Raw genomic sequence first — 16,328 nt, 5'->3', positions numbered from 1 at the left:
TCCCGTGATCACCCCGCCCCGGCTGCCGCCCGGCTTCCGGATCCTGCGCCTGCTGCTGCCGGTGGCGGCGCTCGCGGGCTTCCTGGTCGTCGTGCTGGCCGCGGGGCTGCTCGTCGTCGGCCAGTTCGTCCCCGGCGGCGGCGAGGACGCCGACGCCGGACGCTGCGAGGCGGGCACCGGGGCGCCGTCGGGGAGCGCGCCGCAGACCTCGGCCGAGCTCGACGCCGTCCAGCGCCAGACCGCGTCGACGATCATCGGGGTGGCCAAGGGCATGGCGGTGCCGCCGCGCGGCTGGGTCGTCGCGCTGGCCACGGCGATGCAGGAGTCCCAGATGGGCACGGTCGGCATGGACATCGCGGTCGACCACGACTCGCTCGGGGTGTTCCAGCAGCGCCCGAGCCAGGGCTGGGGGAGCCCCGAGCAGGTGCGTGACCCCGTCTACGCCACCCGGACCTTCCTCGAGCGCCTGCTCGCGGTGCCCGGGTGGGACACGATGCCCGTCACGCAGGCCGCCCAGATCGTGCAGCGCTCGGCGTTCCCCAACGCCTACGCCAAGTGGGAGTCGCTGGCCAACAGCCTGGTCACCGACCTCGCCGGGATCACCGGCGCCATCCAGGAGTGCGTGCCCGCGGCGGACGCGGGACCGGGCCCGGCGGCCGCGCTGCCGCCCGGCGTCGCGCGCACGGCGATCGAGTTCGCGACCGCGGAGACCGGCAAGCCCTACGTGTGGGGGGCGACGGGGCCGAGCAGCTACGACTGCTCGGGGCTGATGCTGCGGGCCTACGAGCGTGCCGGGATCGTGCTGCCCCGCGTGTCGCGTGACCAGTACCACGCCGGCGCGCACGTCCCCGTCGACCAGGCGCAGCCCGGGGATCTGTTGTTCTGGGCGTACGACAAGTCGGACCCGGACACCATCCACCACGTGGCCATGTACCTCGGGAACGGGCAGATGATGGAGGCGCAGCAGACCGGGGTGCCGCTCGCGACCCGGGCCGTGAGCTGGGACGAGGGCGAGCTGCTGCCGCTCGCGACCCGCCCCGGCACCGGTTCGGACCGGGCCTGACCAGGGCCGGACCGGCTTCTTCGGCGAAGTTGAGCCGCCCGGGAACAACCTCGTGCCATGCTCCGTTGGTCGGAATGACACACTTGAGTGCAGGTGGCTCAGGTCTGGTTTGCGGACACCGCTCCGTGGGCCAATACTTGAGCGCAGAGCACTCAACGGAACACCCGGATCCCACGGGTCTCGAGAGGAGACACGAGCATGGCGCGAGCGGTCGGCATCGACCTCGGCACGACCAACTCCGTGGTCGCCGTCCTGGAGGGCGGCGAGCCGACGGTCATCGCGAACTCCGAAGGCAGCCGCACCACCCCCTCGGTGGTCGCGTTCGCCCGGAACGGCGACGTCCTGGTCGGCCAGTCGGCCAAGAACCAGGCGGTGACCAACGTGGATCGCACGATCCGGTCGGTCAAGCGGCACATGGGCACCGACTGGTCCGTCGAGATCGACGACAAGAAGTACAGCGCGCAGGAGATCAGCGCCCGCACGCTGCAGAAGCTGAAGCGGGACGCCGAGGCGTACCTGGGCGAGGACGTCACCGACGCGGTGATCACCGTCCCGGCCTACTTCGAGGACGCCCAGCGGCAGGCCACCAAGGAGGCCGGCCAGATCGCGGGCCTCAACGTCCTCCGCATCGTGAACGAGCCCACCGCGGCCGCCCTCGCGTACGGCCTCGAGAAGGGCGAGCACGAGCAGACCATCCTGGTCTTCGACCTCGGTGGCGGCACGTTCGACGTGTCCCTGCTCGAGATCGGCGACGGCGTGGTCGAGGTCAAGGCCACCAACGGCGACAACAACCTCGGCGGCGACGACTGGGACGAGCGGATCATCAACTGGCTCGTCGAGAAGTTCAAGAGCTCGCAGGGCATCGACCTGTCCAAGGACAAGATGGCGATGCAGCGCCTGCGTGAGGCGGCCGAGAAGGCGAAGATCGAGCTCTCCAGCTCGTCCAGCGCCGGCATCAACCTGCCCTACATCACCGTCGACGCCGAGAAGAACCCGCTGTTCCTCGACGAGACGCTCTCGCGGGCCGAGTTCCAGCGGATCACCTCCGACCTGCTCGACCGCTGCCGCAAGCCCTTCAACCAGGTGATCAAGGACGCCGGCATCTCCGTCGGCCAGATCAACCACGTCGTGCTGGTCGGCGGCTCGACCCGCATGCCCGCGGTGCACGACCTGGTGAAGGAGCTCACCGGCGGCAAGGAGCCCAACAAGGGCGTCAACCCGGACGAGGTCGTGGCGGTCGGCGCCACCCTGCAGGCCGGCGTGCTGCGCGGCGACGTCAAGGACGTCCTGCTGCTCGACGTCACCCCGCTGTCCCTCGGCATCGAGACCAAGGGCGGCGTGATGACGCGGCTGATCGAGAAGAACACGACGATCCCGACCAAGAAGTCCGAGGTCTTCACGACGGCGGAGAACAACCAGCCGTCCGTGCAGATCCAGGTCTTCCAGGGCGAGCGTGAGATCGCCGCCTACAACAAGAAGCTCGGCATGTTCGAGCTCACCGACCTGCCGCCCGCCCCGCAGGGCGTGCCGCAGATCGAGGTCAGCTTCGACATCGACGCCAACGGCATCGTCAACGTCTCGGCGGTCGACAAGGGCACCGGCAAGTCCCAGCAGATGACCATCACCGGCGGCTCGGCCCTCTCGAAGGACGAGATCGACCGCATGGTCGCCGACGCCGAGGCCCACGCCGACGAGGACCGCAAGCGCCGCGAGGCGGCGGAGGTCCGCAACCAGGCCGAGACGCTGGTCTACCAGACCGAGAAGTTCATCACCGACAACGACGAGAAGCTCCCGTCGGACGTCAAGGAGAAGGTCCAGGGCTCGGTCGCCGAGCTGAAGACCGCGCTCCAGGGTGAGGACAACACCGAGGAGATCAAGGCCGCCTCGGAGAAGGTCGCCACCGAGTCCCAGGAGCTCGGTCAGGCGCTGTACGCCCAGCAGCAGTCCGAGGGCGGTGCCGGTGCGGCCGGTGCGGCCGGTGGCGCTGCCGCGGGCGGTGCGGACGACCAGGCCGACGACGTGGTCGACGCCGAGATCGTCGACGACGACAAGAAGGACTGACGCGCCTCGGGTGGGGCCGCCGGTGTCCCGGCCGGCGGCCCCTCCGCTCGCGGTTCCCCCAGACCACACCGTCCCGGCGCCAGGCGCCGGGTCCTCCCGAGGAGGTCACAGTGCAGGATCCGGTCGTCGGGCAGGACTCCCCCGACTCGAGCACCGACTCGAGCGTCGGCGGGGTGCCCACCTCCGGTCAGGACGCTCCGGCCGGCACGGCCCAGCCGGACGGCGCCACCGACGGCGGGGAGACCGCCGCGCCCGAGGGCGCCCACACCATCGCCGGCGAGGCCCGCGCGGCGGAGTTCGCCGCGGCCGCGTCGGCCGCGGGGCTGTCCGAGGGCGGCGACGCCGTCGGTGACGGTCAGGCCGCCGACCCGGAGCTCGAGCGCGTGCGCTCCGAGCTGGCCGAGCGCACCGCCGACCTGCAGCGCGTGTCGGCCGAGTTCACCAACTTCCGGCGGCGCACCGAGCGCGAGAAGGAGTCGACCGTCGCGGCGGCGAAGGCCTCGGTGGCCGGCGAGCTGCTCACGGTGCTCGACGACGTGGAGCGCGCCGCGAGCCACGGCGACCTGACCGGCCCGTTCAAGCTCGTCGCCGACCGTCTCACCGAGACGCTCCAGCGCGCGGGCCTCACGCCGTTCGGTGCCGAGGGCGACGCCTTCGACCCCTCGGTGCACGAGGCCGTGGCCCACGAGACCTCGCCCGAGGTGTCGGGCCCGACGGTCACCACCGTCATGCGCCGCGGCTACCGCTTCGGTGACCGCGTGCTGCGCGCCGCGATGGTCGGGGTCACCGACTCCGACGGCTCCGCCCCGGCGGACACCACCTCCCAGCCGGCCGACGCCGGCACCTCCTGACGAGGCGTCCTGATCACCCCACCCCCCACACCGCGGAAGGAGCAGTCCCGCCATGAGCGCCCGTGACTGGGTCGAGAAGGACTACTACCGCGAGCTGGGCGTGGCCAAGGACGCCTCCGCGGACGACATCAAGAAGGCCTACCGCAAGATCGCCCGGGAGAACCACCCCGACGCCAAGCCCGGCGACGCCAAGGCGGAGGCCCGCTTCAAGGCCGCCGGCGAAGCGTACGGCGTGCTCTCCGACGCCGAGAAGCGCCAGCAGTACGACGAGGCGCGCACGCTGTTCGCCGGCGGGCGCTTCGGCGGTTTCGGCGGCGGCCGGGGGGGCGGCGCGGGCGCCGGTGCCGGGGCCGGTGGCACCGGCTTCTCCGGCGGCTTCGACGTCGGCGACCTCTTCGGTGGTCGCGGCGGCGGCGCCCAGGGCGCGGGCGGCCTCGGCGACCTGCTCGGCGGGCTGTTCGGGGGTGGCGTCGGCGGTGCCGGCACCACGACCGGCCCGACCCCGGGCATGGGCGGCACCCGCCCGCGCGAGCAGCGCGGTGCTGACGTCGAGACCGACGTGCGGATCGACTTCGCCGAGGCGGTCGGCGGCACCACCCTGCCGCTGCGCCTCGCGTCCCCGGCGCGCTGCAACACCTGCGGCGGCAACGGCGCCAAGCCCGGCACCAGCCCCCGCACGTGTCTGACCTGCGGCGGCGCCGGCGTCGTCTCGCGCAGCCAGGGCGCCTTCGCCTTCAGCGAGCCGTGCCGCGACTGCTCGGGCACCGGCTCGATCGTCGACGACCCCTGCCCCGAGTGCGGCGGCGACGGCGTGAGCACCCGCTCGCGCACGCTCACCGTGCGCATCCCGCCGGGCGTCGACGACGGCCAGCGCATCCGCCTCGCCGGCCAGGGTCAGCCCGGCAGCCGCGGCGGGCCCGCCGGCGACCTGTTCGTCGTCGTCCACGTCAACGCCGACGACCTCTTCGGCCGCTCGGAGCGCAACGCCGACGACCTGACGCTCACCGTGCCGGTGACGTTCCCCGAGCTCGTCGACGGCACGACGATCACCGTCCCGACCATGGACGGCAAGGTCTCGCTCAAGGTCCCCGCCGGCAGCCAGAGCGGCCGCACGCTGCGGGTCCGCGGGCGCGGGGTGCACCGCAAGGACGGGCGCACCGGCGACCTGCTCGTCACCGTCGAGCTCTCCGTGCCGCAGCGGCTGAGCTCGGCCGCCCGCGAGGCACTCGACGCCTACGTCGCCGCCACCTCCGACCACGACCCGCGCGCCGACCTCACCCGGCGCGCCGAGGCCGCCGCACGGAGGGAGACGGCGTCATGAGCGGGCGCGGCGCAGGCGGCGAACGGGGGCCCTGGCCGTCCCCGCTCGGCGCCGCGTCCGCCTCCATCCCCTCGCTGCCGGCGTGGGCCGACGAGGACACCCCCGTCTTCGTGATCTCCGTGGCCGCCCAGATCGCCGGCATGCACGCGCAGACCCTGCGCAGCTACGACCGCATCGGCCTCGTCACCCCGGGCCGTGCCAGCGGCGGCGGGCGGCGCTACTCGGTGCGCGACATCGCCGTGCTCCGCGAGGTCCAGCGGCTCTCGCAGGAGGACGGCGTCAACCTCGCCGGCATCAAGCGGATCATCGAGCTCGAGCGGGAGGTCGGCGCGCTGACCGACCGGCTCCGCGAGGTCACCGAAGAGCTCGCCCGCTGGCGCGCCGCGGCCGAGCAGGCGGCCCAGAACGCGGAGAATCCCTCCCGCGGCGACCGTCTGCCGGCGCGACGCACCCAGTCGGTCGTCGTGTGGCAGCCGGGCCCGCGCCCGCGCGAGTGACGCCCCGACTATTCCGCGAAGGGGTCGTAGTGGATGCGGTCCAGCGGCACGCCGTCGACCAGCAGGGCCTGCGCCGAGGCGCGGATCATGGCCGGTGAGCCCGAGAGCAGCACGTCGTGCTGCGACCAGTCGCCGCTGCGCACCACCGCGTCCGGCAGCGTGCCGGGCAGCGTGTGCTCGTCGAGCGGATCGTCCTCGCAGACCACGGCCAGCTCGAGCCACGGGTGCCGGTCGGCCAGCGCGCGCAGGCGGTCGAGCACCGTGAGGTCCTCGGCGACCCGCCCGCCCAGGAACACCGTGCACGGGCGCGGCCGCGTCCAGCGGGCCAGGTCCTCGCACAGCGCCAGCACGGGCGTGCCGCCGGTGCCGCCGGCGACCATGAGCACCGGCGCGGTGCTGCGCGGGTCGAGTCCGAGTCGCCCGGACGCCGGCCCGAGACGCCACCGGTCGCCGGGTGACGCGTGCGCCACCATCGCCCGGCTCACCCAGCCGCCCTCGACGGCGCGGACGTGGAACTCCAGCAGACCGTCGGGACGCGGCGCGGTCGCCGGGCTCAGCGGCCGCCACATCCGGGGCCGCTGGGGGATCTCGACGGTGAGGTACTGGCCCGCGCGGTGCGGCACCGGGGTGTCCGGCGCCACGTGCAGCACGGCCAGGTCCCAGCTCAGCCGGCGGTGCGACACCACCGTGCCCTCGGCGACCGCGGGGTCGGCGGCGGCGCGGACGGCGTGCTCCATCGGGCCCGCCGCCAGCGAGAACGCGCGCACCCAGGCGTGCTCGGTGCCCTCGTCCCACGCCGGCGCGAAGCGGCGCATCGCCCCGATCATCGCGACGCCGAGCGCCTCGTACTGCTCGGCGTGCAGCCCCAGCGCGCGGTGCTCGCGCACCAGCGGCTCGAGCACCGTGCGCAGCTGGTCGGGCCGGTCGACGGTCGTCATCGGCAGCACCAGCGAGCGCAGCAGCCGCCGGGCGGGCTCGGTGATGCGCGCGGGGAACAGGCCGCGGACGTCGGGCGCCAGGCTGAACAGGAGCGCGGCGAACCACTCGGCGAGCTCGTCGACCTGCGGCTCGACGTCCGCCCAGGTCTCCCGCACCCGCCGGGCGGCCTGCGCCTCGGGGGTCTCGAACACCGACGCCGGGGCCGGGCCCGGTGCGGGCTCCGGGAGTGCGCCGGGCTCCGGGGGTGCGGCGGGCTCCGGGCGCGTGGCGGGCGTCGCCTCGGTGCTCTCGTCCGGGGGCGCCCCGTCCTCCGCGGCGGCGTGCCGGCCGGGGACGACGATGGGTGTGGTCGGCGGCGGCGGCACCGTGCGCACGGCCGCGAGGCGGCGGACGGGCCTGCCGGAGGACGGCGCGGGCGCAGGACGGTCGGGGCCCGGGTCCTCCGGGTCGCCTCCCGACAGCGGCTCCGCCGACATCCTGGTCGCTCCTCCCCGGCCCCCCGCCGCGGGAACCAGGTACCCGCGTGACCGGACCACTATGGCAGCCCGCGCGACATCGTCACGCAGGGTCCCCGAGGAGCCCGCGTCGTCCGGGCCGCCAGGTGCGCCGGACGGTGCTCGCGACCACCGTGAGCAGCGACGACGACTCGATCCGGTGCCGTTCGTCGTCGTCGCTGTGGGTGACCGGTCGGGGATTCGGTGATTCGGGAAGAAACGCCGCACAGCCAGAGTTGAGCCAAGTAGACTCAAGAACAGGGCGGCTGGTGGGCCGCCCGCCCGCGCCCCAGGAGGATCGATGGACTTCAGCCCCACCACCCGCACCCAGCAGGCGGTGTCGAACGCCGTCCGCGCGGCCACCGTCGACGGCCATCCGCAGGTCTCGCCGGCCCACCTCGCGGCCGCGCTGCTCGACCAGACCGACGGGCTGACCGAGCCGCTGCTGCGCGCGGTCGGGGTGGACCCGTCGGCCGTGCGCTCGGACGTCGGCAAGGTCCTCACGGGCCTGCCGAGCGCCAGCGGCTCCAGCGTCGCGGCGCCGCAGTTCGACCGTGAGATGGCCCGCGTCCTGCAGCACGCCCAGCAGCTCGCCGCCGACATGGGCGACGAGTACGTCTCCACCGAGCACCTGCTCGTCGGGCTGGCCGCGGCCGGCGGACGCACCGCCGAGGTGCTCACCCGCCACGGCGCGACGCCCGAGGCGCTCAAGGAGGCGTTCACCAAGGTGCGCGGCTCGGGACGCGTGACGTCCGCCGACCCGGAGGGCACCTTCCAGGCGCTGGAGAAGTACGGCCAGGACCTCACCGAGCGGGCCCGCTCCGGCGACCTCGACCCGGTGGTCGGCCGCGACGCCGAGATTCGCCGCGTCGTCCAGGTCCTGTCCCGGCGCACCAAGAACAACCCCGTGCTCATCGGCGAGCCCGGCGTCGGCAAGACCGCGATCGTCGAGGGCCTCGCCCAGCGCATCGTCGCGGGCGACGTCCCCGAGTCGCTGCGCAACAAGCGCGTCGTCTCGCTCGACCTCGGCTCGATGGTCGCGGGCGCGAAGTACCGCGGCGAGTTCGAGGAGCGGCTCAAGGCCGTCCTGCAGGAGATCACCGACTCCGCGGGGCAGGTCATCACCTTCATCGACGAGCTGCACACGATCGTCGGCGCCGGCGCGACCGGCGAGTCGGCGATGGACGCCGGCAACATGATCAAGCCGATGCTCGCCCGCGGCGAGCTGCGCATGGTCGGCGCGACGACGCTCGACGAGTACCGCCAGCACATCGAGTCCGACCCGGCGCTCGAGCGCCGGTTCCAGCAGGTGCTGGTGGGCGAGCCCACCGTCGACGACACCGTCGGCATCCTGCGCGGGCTCAAGGAGCGCTACGAGGTGCACCACGGCGTGCGCATCACCGACGCCGCCCTCGTCGCCGCCGCCACGCTGTCGGACCGCTACATCACCGCGCGCTTCCTGCCCGACAAGGCCATCGACCTCGTCGACGAGGCCAGCTCGCGGCTGCGCATGGAGATCGACTCCCGGCCCGTCGAGATCGACGAGGTCGAGCGGGGCGTGCGCCGCCTCGAGATCGAGGAGATGGCGCTGGAGAAGGAGTCCGACGCCGCCTCGGCCGAGCGCCTGCGCGCGCTGCGCGCCGAGCTCGCCGAGCGCCGCGAGGAGCTCGACGCCCTGACCGCGCGGTGGCAGGGCGAGAAGGACTCGATCGACGCCAGCCGCGGGCTCAAGGAGCAGCTCGAGACGCTGCGCGGCGAGGCCGAGCGCGCCACCCGCGACGGCGACCTCGGCCGCGCCGCGGAGCTCATCCACGGGCGCATCCCCGCGCTCGAGAAGGAGCTCGAGGCCGCCGACGCCGCGGCCGTCGTGCCCGAGATGCTCAAGGAGGAGGTCGGCCCCGACGACGTCGCGGACGTGGTCTCGGCCTGGACCGGCATCCCCGCCGGCCGCCTGCTCGAGGGCGAGACGGCGAAGCTCCTGCGCATGGAGGACGAGCTCGGCCACCGGGTCGTCGGCCAGGCCGAGGCGGTCCGCGCGGTGTCCGACGCCGTGCGGCGCGCCCGCGCCGGGATCTCCGAGGAGGACCGTCCCACCGGGTCGTTCCTGTTCCTCGGCCCCACCGGCGTCGGCAAGACCGAGCTGGCCAAGGCGCTGGCCGCGTTCCTGTTCGACGACGAGCGGGCGATGATCCGCATCGACATGAGCGAGTACGGCGAGAAGCACTCGGTGGCCCGCCTCGTCGGCGCGCCGCCCGGGTACGTCGGCTACGACCAGGGTGGCCAGCTCACCGAGGCCGTCCGGCGCCGCCCGTACTCGGTGGTGCTGCTCGACGAGGTCGAAAAAGCCCACCCGGACGTCTTCGACGTGCTGCTGCAGGTCCTCGACGACGGGCGCCTCACCGACGGCCAGGGCCGCACGGTCGACTTCCGCAACACGATCCTCGTGCTGACCTCGAACCTCGGCTCCGCCGCGCTCGTCGACACCTCGCTCGACGACGACGGGCGCCGGGAGAAGGTCATGGAGGTCGTGCGGCGCTCGTTCAAGCCGGAGTTCCTCAACCGGCTCGACGACGTCGTGGTCTTCCACGCGCTGTCGACCGAGGAGCTGACGTCGATCGTCGACATCCAGCTCGAGCGGCTCGGCGCCCGCCTGGCCGCCCGCCGCCTCACGCTCGCTGTCAGCGACGCGGCCCGCGAGTGGCTCGCGCTGCAGGGCTTCGACCCGATCTTCGGGGCGCGGCCCCTGCGCCGGCTCGTGCAGTCGGCCATCGGCGACCAGCTCGCCAAGGCCCTGCTGGCCGGCGAGGTGCGCGAGGGCGACACGGTCCAGGTCGACCTCGACGAGTCCGCCGACCACGGCACCGGCGGCCTCGTGGTCTCCCGCGCCGCCTGAGGTCCGGTCGGCTCACGGCGCTGAGCCGACTGCGCGCTCCCTCGAGGAACGAACGGCGAGCTCGCTGCATCGCAAGCAGCGAGCTCGCCGTTCGTGTCTCCACGGGAAGGGGCAGCCCGCGCCGGCAGCACTCAGCGGCGCAGGGTGCCGGCGACGAGGTGGTCGACCGGCAGGAAGATCCAGCCGGCGCGGAAGCGCTCGAGATCGACCTCGGCGAACCCGGCGCCGGCGAGCAGCTCACCGGTGTAGCGCTGCAGCTCGCAGCCCTCGAACGCCCACCGCCACCCGGTCTCCAGGGCCCGCTGGAGCCGGGCCAGTGCGCTGCCCTCCGGGGCGGCGACGTGCTCGAGGACGATCAGGCGCCCGCCCGGTCGCAGGACGCGCCGCGCCTCGGCGACCGCTGCGGCCGGGTCGGCGACGGTGCAGAGCACGAGGGTGCTCACCACCGCGTCGACGCTCGCGTCGGCCAGGCCCGTGTCCTCGGCGACGGCCGCCCGGATCTCCAGGTCCACGCCGTGGCGGGCCGCGGCCGCCCGCAGCCGGGCGTGCATCGCCGGGTTCGGCTCGATCGCGATCACCCGCGTGCCGGCGGGGTAGTGGCGCAGGTTGGCGCCGGTCCCCGCACCCAGCTCCACGACGGTGCGCGGGAGGTCGGCGAACAGGGCGGCCTTGCGCTCGCCGAGGATGCGGTGGCCGTAGCCGTCGACGAGCCGGAAGAACGCGGCGTTGAGCGGGCCGCGCACGGGGTGGGGCGTGGGGAGTGAGACATCGGTGCTGGTCATGGCATCAGCACACCGCGCGGCGGGGTGCGGGCGCTTCGCTCGTCCCGGCCATCACCGGGGATGGCCGGATCGGGCCACTACCCGAGCAGGTGGTGGCGCGCGGCGTACGCGGTGGCCGCCGCCCGGGAGGGCAGGCCCAGCTTCGTGCGGATGTTCGCGAGGTGCCGGTGCACGGTGTGCGGGCTGAGGTCCAGCCGCCGGGCGATCTCGCGGTCCGCCAGGCCCTGGGCCACCAGCCGCAGCACCTCGAGCTCGCGCGCGGACAGGACGCTCGCCGGGGTGGCGGCGGAGGCAGCGGGCGCGGGGACGGCCGCGCCGGGCAGGACGTCCGACCATGCCCGCAGCACCGCCGACGCGTCCCCGCGCCAGGGGAGGTGGTCGTTCCCCTCGAGGGCGACGAAGGTCGCGTCCGGGATCGCGGCGGCGACCTCGCGGCCGAGGTCGAAGCCGATGGCGCGGTCGTCGCGGCGGTGCACCACCAGGGTCGGCGCCGTGATCCGCCCGAGCTCGGTCCGCACGTCGAAGGCGTAGGTGGCGGCGAGCGAGGCGGCGGCGTCGCCGGCGCTCGCCGAGGTCCGCTGGTAGCGCGCGAAGTCGTCGCGCTCCTCGGCGCTCGCGCCGGGCAGGAACAGGTCGGCGAGCACCCGCGAGCCCAGCCCCCAGTGGGCGCCGACGAGGGCGACGAGCTGCTCGCGCACTGCGGGCGGCGCGACCCGGGCACCGTCGGCGTAGGTGCCGTAGAGCAGGAGGCGCTCGACGAGCTCGGGGCGCCGCGCGGCCAGCGCCGCCGCCACGGGACCGGCCGCGGACCCCCCGAGCAGCGTCACCGGCCCGGCGCCCACGGCCTCGACGACCTGGGCGAGCACCGCGACCTCGCCGTCGAGCGACCGCTCGGGAGCCCCGGGGGAGAGCCCCGTGCCCGGCCGGTCGTAGCGCACCACGGTGTGGTGCTCGGCCAGCGCCGTGACGAAGGCCCGGAAGCCCGGGTCCGCCCAGTTCAGCTCGAGGTGGCCCATCCACCACCCGCCGACCACGAGCGGCGGGCCCGTCCCGACCGCGGCCCACGCCACCGTGCGTGCCTCCGACCGCGCGAACCGGATGGTCTGCCGCGTCGGCCCGTCCGGCGAGCCCATGGAGCGAGTATGGGCCCGCGGCCACCGGCAGCGGGACGGCAGCGATCTGACAGCGCCGCGCGCCACCGTCGGCCCATGACGACGCTCGAGACCGATGTCCCCTCTGATGGCCGGACCACCGAGGCGTGTGCGGAGACCGTGTTCGCCGGCATCCTCGGGATGGAGCAGACGACCGCGCTGTACCTGGGCGACCGCCTCGGCTGGTACCGCTCGCTGGCCCAGGACGGCCCGGCGACGGCCCCGGAGCTGGCCGCCCGCACGGGCACCGCCGCCCGCTACGCCCGCGAGTGGCTGGAGTACCAGGCGGTGTGCGGTCTGCTCACCGTCGACGACCCGGCGGCCGCGCCCGACGAGCGCCGCTTCGCCATGCCCGCGGCGCACGTGCCAGTGCTCGCCGATCTCGACAGCGAGACGGTGCTGACCCCGTTCGCCCGCATCCTCGTCGCGTCCCTGCGCCGGATCGACGACCTGCTCGAGGCCTACCGCACCGGCGGCGGCGTGAGCTGGGAGACCTTCGGCGACGACGCGCGCGAGGGCCAGTCGGCCCAGAACCGCCCGCTGCTGCGCGACGCGCTGGCCCGCGACCACCTGCCCCTGCTCGGCGACGTCGACGCGGCCCTGCGTGCCGGTGGGCGGGTGGCCGACGTGGGGTGCGGCGAGGGCTGGTCGCCGATCGGGATCGCCCGGGCGTACCCGACCGCGACCGTCGACGGGTTCGACGTGGACGCCGCGTCGGTGGCGGCCGCGCGCCGGTACGCGGCGACCGAGGGCGTCGCCGACCGCGTCGCGGTGCACCACACCGGGATCGAGTCCGCCGAGGCCGGCGCGTACGACCTCGTCTGCGCCTTCGAGTGCGTCCACGACATGCCCGACCCGGTCGCCGTGCTCGCCGGGATGCGCCGGGCCGTCGCGCCGGGCGGCACCGTACTGATCATGGACGAGAAGGTCGCCGACGCCTTCGCGCCCGACGGCGACGAGGTCGAGCAGCTCTTCTACGGCTTCTCGCTGATGTGCTGCCTGCCGGACGGGCTCTCGACGCCGGGCTCGGTCGGCACCGGCACCGTCATGCGCCGCGGCACGCTCGAGGCCTACGCCCGCGCGGCCGGCTTCGCCACGGTCGAGGTGCTCGACGAGCTGGACACCGACATCTTCCGGTTCTACCGGCTGCTCGTCTGAACGGGCTCGACGCGACCGGCGGTGCCGTCGACGCGGACCTCGTCGACGCCGGTCAGGCGCGCGACGGCGTCGCGGACACCGACCACGGCGGGCAGGCCGTACTCGCGGGCCACCACGGCACCGTGGGAGTTCGACCCGCCCATCTCCATCACGAGCCCGCCCGCGGTGAGGAACAGCGGCGTCCACCCGGGATCGGTCGACGGGCACACGAGCACGTCGCCGGGGTCGAGGTGGGCGCCCTGGGGGTCGGTGATCACCCGGACCCGGCCGGTGACGACGCCCGCCGAGGCCGGGACGCCGGTGAGCGCGCCGTCCGGGGCGGCGTCCGCCGGGCCCAGCGCCTCGGGCTCCGTGCCGTCGGAGAACACGAGCCGCGGGACGTGGCGGCGGCGCAGCTCGCGGGCGTAGGTGGCCCGGCGTGCCGCGACCAGGGCCCGGCGGTCCCGGTCCTCGCGGGCCTCGGACAGGCTCAGGAAGAAGACGTCGTCGGCGTGCTCGATCCGGCCGCGGGCGGCCAGGTCGGCGCCCACGGTCCCGAGCTCGGCCCGGGCCGCCCCGAGCACCGTGACCAGCCAGTACTTCGGCAGCTCCCGCAGGCCGACGAGGTCCCGCGCGCGGTGCAGGGCGAGCGCCACGACCCGGCCGCGGACGCCGCCGGCCCGCCGGGCGAGCTCCGCGATCGTCGCCTCGGCCTCGGCGGTGCTGCGCGCGAACACCGCGTCCGGCGCCCGCTCGGTGTCGTCGAGACGGACGTAGTTGGCCAGCACGCCGAGCAGGTGGGTCGGGTCCTCGGACCACCGCGGCAGCCCGAGGTCGATCTCGGCGACGGCCCGGCGGCCGTGCACGGCGAGGAAGGCGCCGAGCCCCGAGGTGAGGGCGGCCGGCCAGGTGTCCCGTCGGGCCGCGAGCTCGGCCGGCGCGTTCCCGGTGAGCGCGGCGACGCTGGCGGGGTCGGCGCGGAGCCGGACCGCGAGGTCCCACAGGGCGAGGTCCATCTCGGTGGTCACGTTGTGCGGCAGGCCGCGCAGGACGGTGCCGAGCTCGCCGGGGCGGGCGCGGTCGCCGAGCAGCTTCGCGGCGAGGCCGAGGGCGAGGAACCCGGCGGCCGGGGCGGGCGCGATCCGCGGCGCCATCGGCGCGAACCCGTCGGCGAGCAGGCGCCGGACGTGGTCGACGCGCTGCGCCGGCGTCGCGCCCGCGGGCGCCGGCAGCGTCGCCTCGGCCTCGCGGACCAGCGCGAGTGCCCGGTCGCGGGCGCGGGCCGGCCGCAGCCACGCACCGACCACCGCCGGCGGGATGCGGTAGCGCAGGGCCACGCGCCCCACCCGGCGGATCGCGGGGAGCGGCGAGCGCCGGGTGATGCCGAGCTCGGGGCGGTCGAGCTGGGTGGCGATGACCTCCGCCGAGCGCGTCTCCATGACGCCGAGCATGCCGCGGATCCCGGCGCGGCCCACGCGGCTGCGCAGGATGTCGGTGACGTCGACGAACGCGCGTTCCCCGGCGTCGGAGAGCATCGGCGGGCCGTGCTCGGGGTCGTCGACGGGCGTCGAGAGGAGGCGGGCCACGCCGGTGGCGAGGTGCCGGGCCGCCGAGAGCCCGGACGGGGTGAACGGGCGGAACACGCCCTGGGCGACGTTGGCGGACAGGAACAGGCGCAGGCCGGGACGGCCCGGGACGAGCGGGTAGAGCGTGGTGATCGGGCGCGACTGCGTCAGCCAGGCCGTCCCCGCGCCGTCGACGGCCCACTCGATGTCCTGCGGCGCGCCGAACAGGGCCTCCACCCGGCGGCCGAGCGCGACCAGCGTGGGCACGTCGGCGTCGTCCAGCGCCGCGCCGCCGTGCTGCTCGAGGTCGGTGCCGCCGCCCGGCCGGGCGCGCACCACGGTGCCGCCGGCGCCCGCGCGGCGCTCGGCGATCGTGCCGTCGGGGTCGACGACGAGGTGCTCGGGGTCGACCGACCCGGACACCACCGACTCGCCGAGCCCCGGCGCGGCGTCGATCACGGCCTGCCCGCGCCGGCCCGTCACCGGGTTCGCGGTGAACAGCACGCCCGCCCACCGGGCGTCGACCATCTCCTGCACGACGACGGCGAGGGCGACCGCGGCGTGGTCGATGCCCTGGGCGGCGCGGTAGGCGACCGCACGGTCGGTCCACAGCGAGGCCCAGCACCGGCGGACCGCGTCGAGGACCGCGTCGACGCCGACGACGCCCAGGAACGTGTCCTGCTGGCCCGCGAAGCTCGCGTCGGGCAGGTCCTCGGCCGTCGCCGACGAGCGCACCGCGACCGGCCCCTCCGGGCACGCGGCGCGGACGGCCGCGGCGACGTCGGCCGGGACCTCGACCGCCAGCACCGCGGCGCGGGCCTTCTCGGCGAGCACGGCGGGATCGAGGCCGTCCGCGTCGGCGAGCAGGGCGTCGAGCGCCGACCCGACGGCGTGCCGGTAGGCCGCCGTCGTGACGCAGACGCCCGCGGGCACCGCCAGCCCGGCACGCACCAGCGCGGCGAGGTTGCCCGCCTTGCCGCCGACGTGACCGAGGGTCTCCGCGGCGGCGGGATCGATCGCGGCAAGGGGCAGGACGTACGTGTCGAGGGTCATCAGGGGCTCCCCTCCTGCCGGGCGGCGTCGCCGAGCAGGGCCATCGCGCGGGTCACCAGGGCCCGGTCCGCGGGGCCGAGGCGGTTCATGATCTGGAGCTGGGCGTCGGCCCGGGTGCGCTCGAGGCGGCGGAGCAGGGCCCCGCCGTCCTTGCTGATCGCCACCCGGCGGACCCGCCGGTCGCCCGGGTGCTCCTGGCGCTCGACGAGGCCGCGGCGGACCAGGCCGTCGACGAGCCGGCTCGCGGCCGACACCGAGCGCCCGACCTCGTCGGCGAGGACACCGAGGGAGACCGGCTCGCCGGCGTCGAGGACGTAGAGGGTGGCGAGCTGGGTGAGCGAGAGCTCGTCACCGCCGTCGACGGCGGCGAGCAGGTCCAGCAGGAACGCGGGGATCATCGCCCGCCGCATGTGACCGAAGCTCGCGGCCAGGTCCTCGCGCTCGTCCATCACTGATCCTTGCAGTCATGCAATGAATGCAGATATGCAAGCATCGGGGTGCCGTGGCGTCAAGGCCGTCTA

The 16,328-nt window shown here is 75.1% G+C and carries 12 protein-coding genes; 7 read left to right on the top strand and 5 right to left on the bottom strand.

The features are described from left to right. Positions 1–55: 55 nt before the first annotated feature. From ACR9E3_RS03390 to ACR9E3_RS03370, 5 genes are all read left to right on the top strand, one after another. The gene (locus ACR9E3_RS03390) at positions 56–1,063 is read left to right on the top strand and encodes a C40 family peptidase (RefSeq protein ID WP_460379063.1); all 1,008 of its coding nucleotides are present in this window, start codon (positions 56–58) and stop codon (positions 1,061–1,063) included. A gap of 198 nt (positions 1,064–1,261) precedes the next feature. Further along, a complete protein-coding gene (gene dnaK / locus ACR9E3_RS03385; protein ID WP_460378503.1) occupies positions 1,262–3,124 on the top strand; it encodes a molecular chaperone DnaK in 1,863 nt (620 codons plus the stop codon). 110 nt (positions 3,125–3,234) lie between these two features. After that, positions 3,235–3,975: a nucleotide exchange factor GrpE gene (gene grpE / locus ACR9E3_RS03380; RefSeq protein ID WP_460378501.1), complete on the top strand. Its 741-nt coding sequence runs from the start codon at positions 3,235–3,237 to the stop codon at positions 3,973–3,975. 52 nt (positions 3,976–4,027) lie between these two features. Then, on the top strand, positions 4,028–5,296 hold the full coding sequence (locus ACR9E3_RS03375) for a DnaJ C-terminal domain-containing protein (RefSeq protein WP_460378500.1): 1,269 nt from the start codon (positions 4,028–4,030) through the stop codon (positions 5,294–5,296). Beyond that, complete coding sequence (locus ACR9E3_RS03370) at positions 5,293–5,793, top strand: heat shock protein transcriptional repressor HspR (RefSeq protein ID WP_460378498.1); 501 nt, start codon at positions 5,293–5,295, stop codon at positions 5,791–5,793. Before ACR9E3_RS03375 ends, ACR9E3_RS03370 begins: the two co-directional genes overlap by 4 nt. A gap of 8 nt (positions 5,794–5,801) precedes the next feature. Here the strand turns inward: ACR9E3_RS03370 and ACR9E3_RS03365 are convergent, their stop codons facing one another. Further along, complete coding sequence (locus ACR9E3_RS03365; protein ID WP_460378497.1) at positions 5,802–7,208, bottom strand: FAD-binding oxidoreductase; 1,407 nt, start codon at positions 7,206–7,208, stop codon at positions 5,802–5,804. A 319-nt stretch (positions 7,209–7,527) separates the two neighbouring features. On the opposite strand from ACR9E3_RS03365, the gene clpB reads away from it, so the two are divergent. Then, complete coding sequence (clpB, locus tag ACR9E3_RS03360; RefSeq protein WP_460378495.1) at positions 7,528–10,119, top strand: ATP-dependent chaperone ClpB; 2,592 nt, start codon at positions 7,528–7,530, stop codon at positions 10,117–10,119. Between the two features lie 131 nt (positions 10,120–10,250). On the opposite strand, the gene ACR9E3_RS03355 is transcribed toward clpB, so the two are convergent. After that, positions 10,251–10,901, bottom strand: a complete 651-nt coding sequence (locus tag ACR9E3_RS03355; protein ID WP_460378493.1) for a class I SAM-dependent methyltransferase — start codon at positions 10,899–10,901, stop codon at positions 10,251–10,253. Positions 10,902–10,978: 77 nt separating this feature from the next. Next, positions 10,979–12,034 carry an alpha/beta fold hydrolase gene (locus ACR9E3_RS03350; RefSeq protein WP_460378491.1) on the bottom strand — a complete coding sequence of 352 codons (1,056 nt, stop codon included), beginning with the start codon at positions 12,032–12,034 and terminating at the stop codon, positions 10,979–10,981. A 75-nt stretch (positions 12,035–12,109) separates the two neighbouring features. On the opposite strand from ACR9E3_RS03350, the gene ACR9E3_RS03345 reads away from it, so the two are divergent. Next, entirely contained in the window at positions 12,110–13,210 is a 1,101-nt protein-coding gene (locus tag ACR9E3_RS03345) for a class I SAM-dependent methyltransferase (RefSeq protein ID WP_460378490.1), read from the top strand. Here the strand turns inward: ACR9E3_RS03345 and ACR9E3_RS03340 are convergent. Then, positions 13,192–15,807: a PEP/pyruvate-binding domain-containing protein gene (locus tag ACR9E3_RS03340; RefSeq protein WP_460378489.1), complete on the bottom strand. Its 2,616-nt coding sequence runs from the start codon at positions 15,805–15,807 to the stop codon at positions 13,192–13,194. The two genes, ACR9E3_RS03345 and ACR9E3_RS03340, sit on opposite strands and share 19 nt — an antisense overlap. Continuing rightward, entirely contained in the window at positions 15,807–16,256 is a 450-nt protein-coding gene (locus tag ACR9E3_RS03335; RefSeq protein WP_460378487.1) for a MarR family winged helix-turn-helix transcriptional regulator, read from the bottom strand. The genes ACR9E3_RS03340 and ACR9E3_RS03335 overlap by 1 nt, the downstream gene beginning before the upstream one ends. Between the last annotated feature and the right edge of the window lie 72 nt (positions 16,257–16,328).

It is taken from the genome of Actinomycetospora sp. C-140, assembly GCF_054796175.1.
The sequence above is the reverse complement of the archived record's forward strand: the minus strand, read 5'-3'. Positions and strand labels throughout refer to the sequence as shown.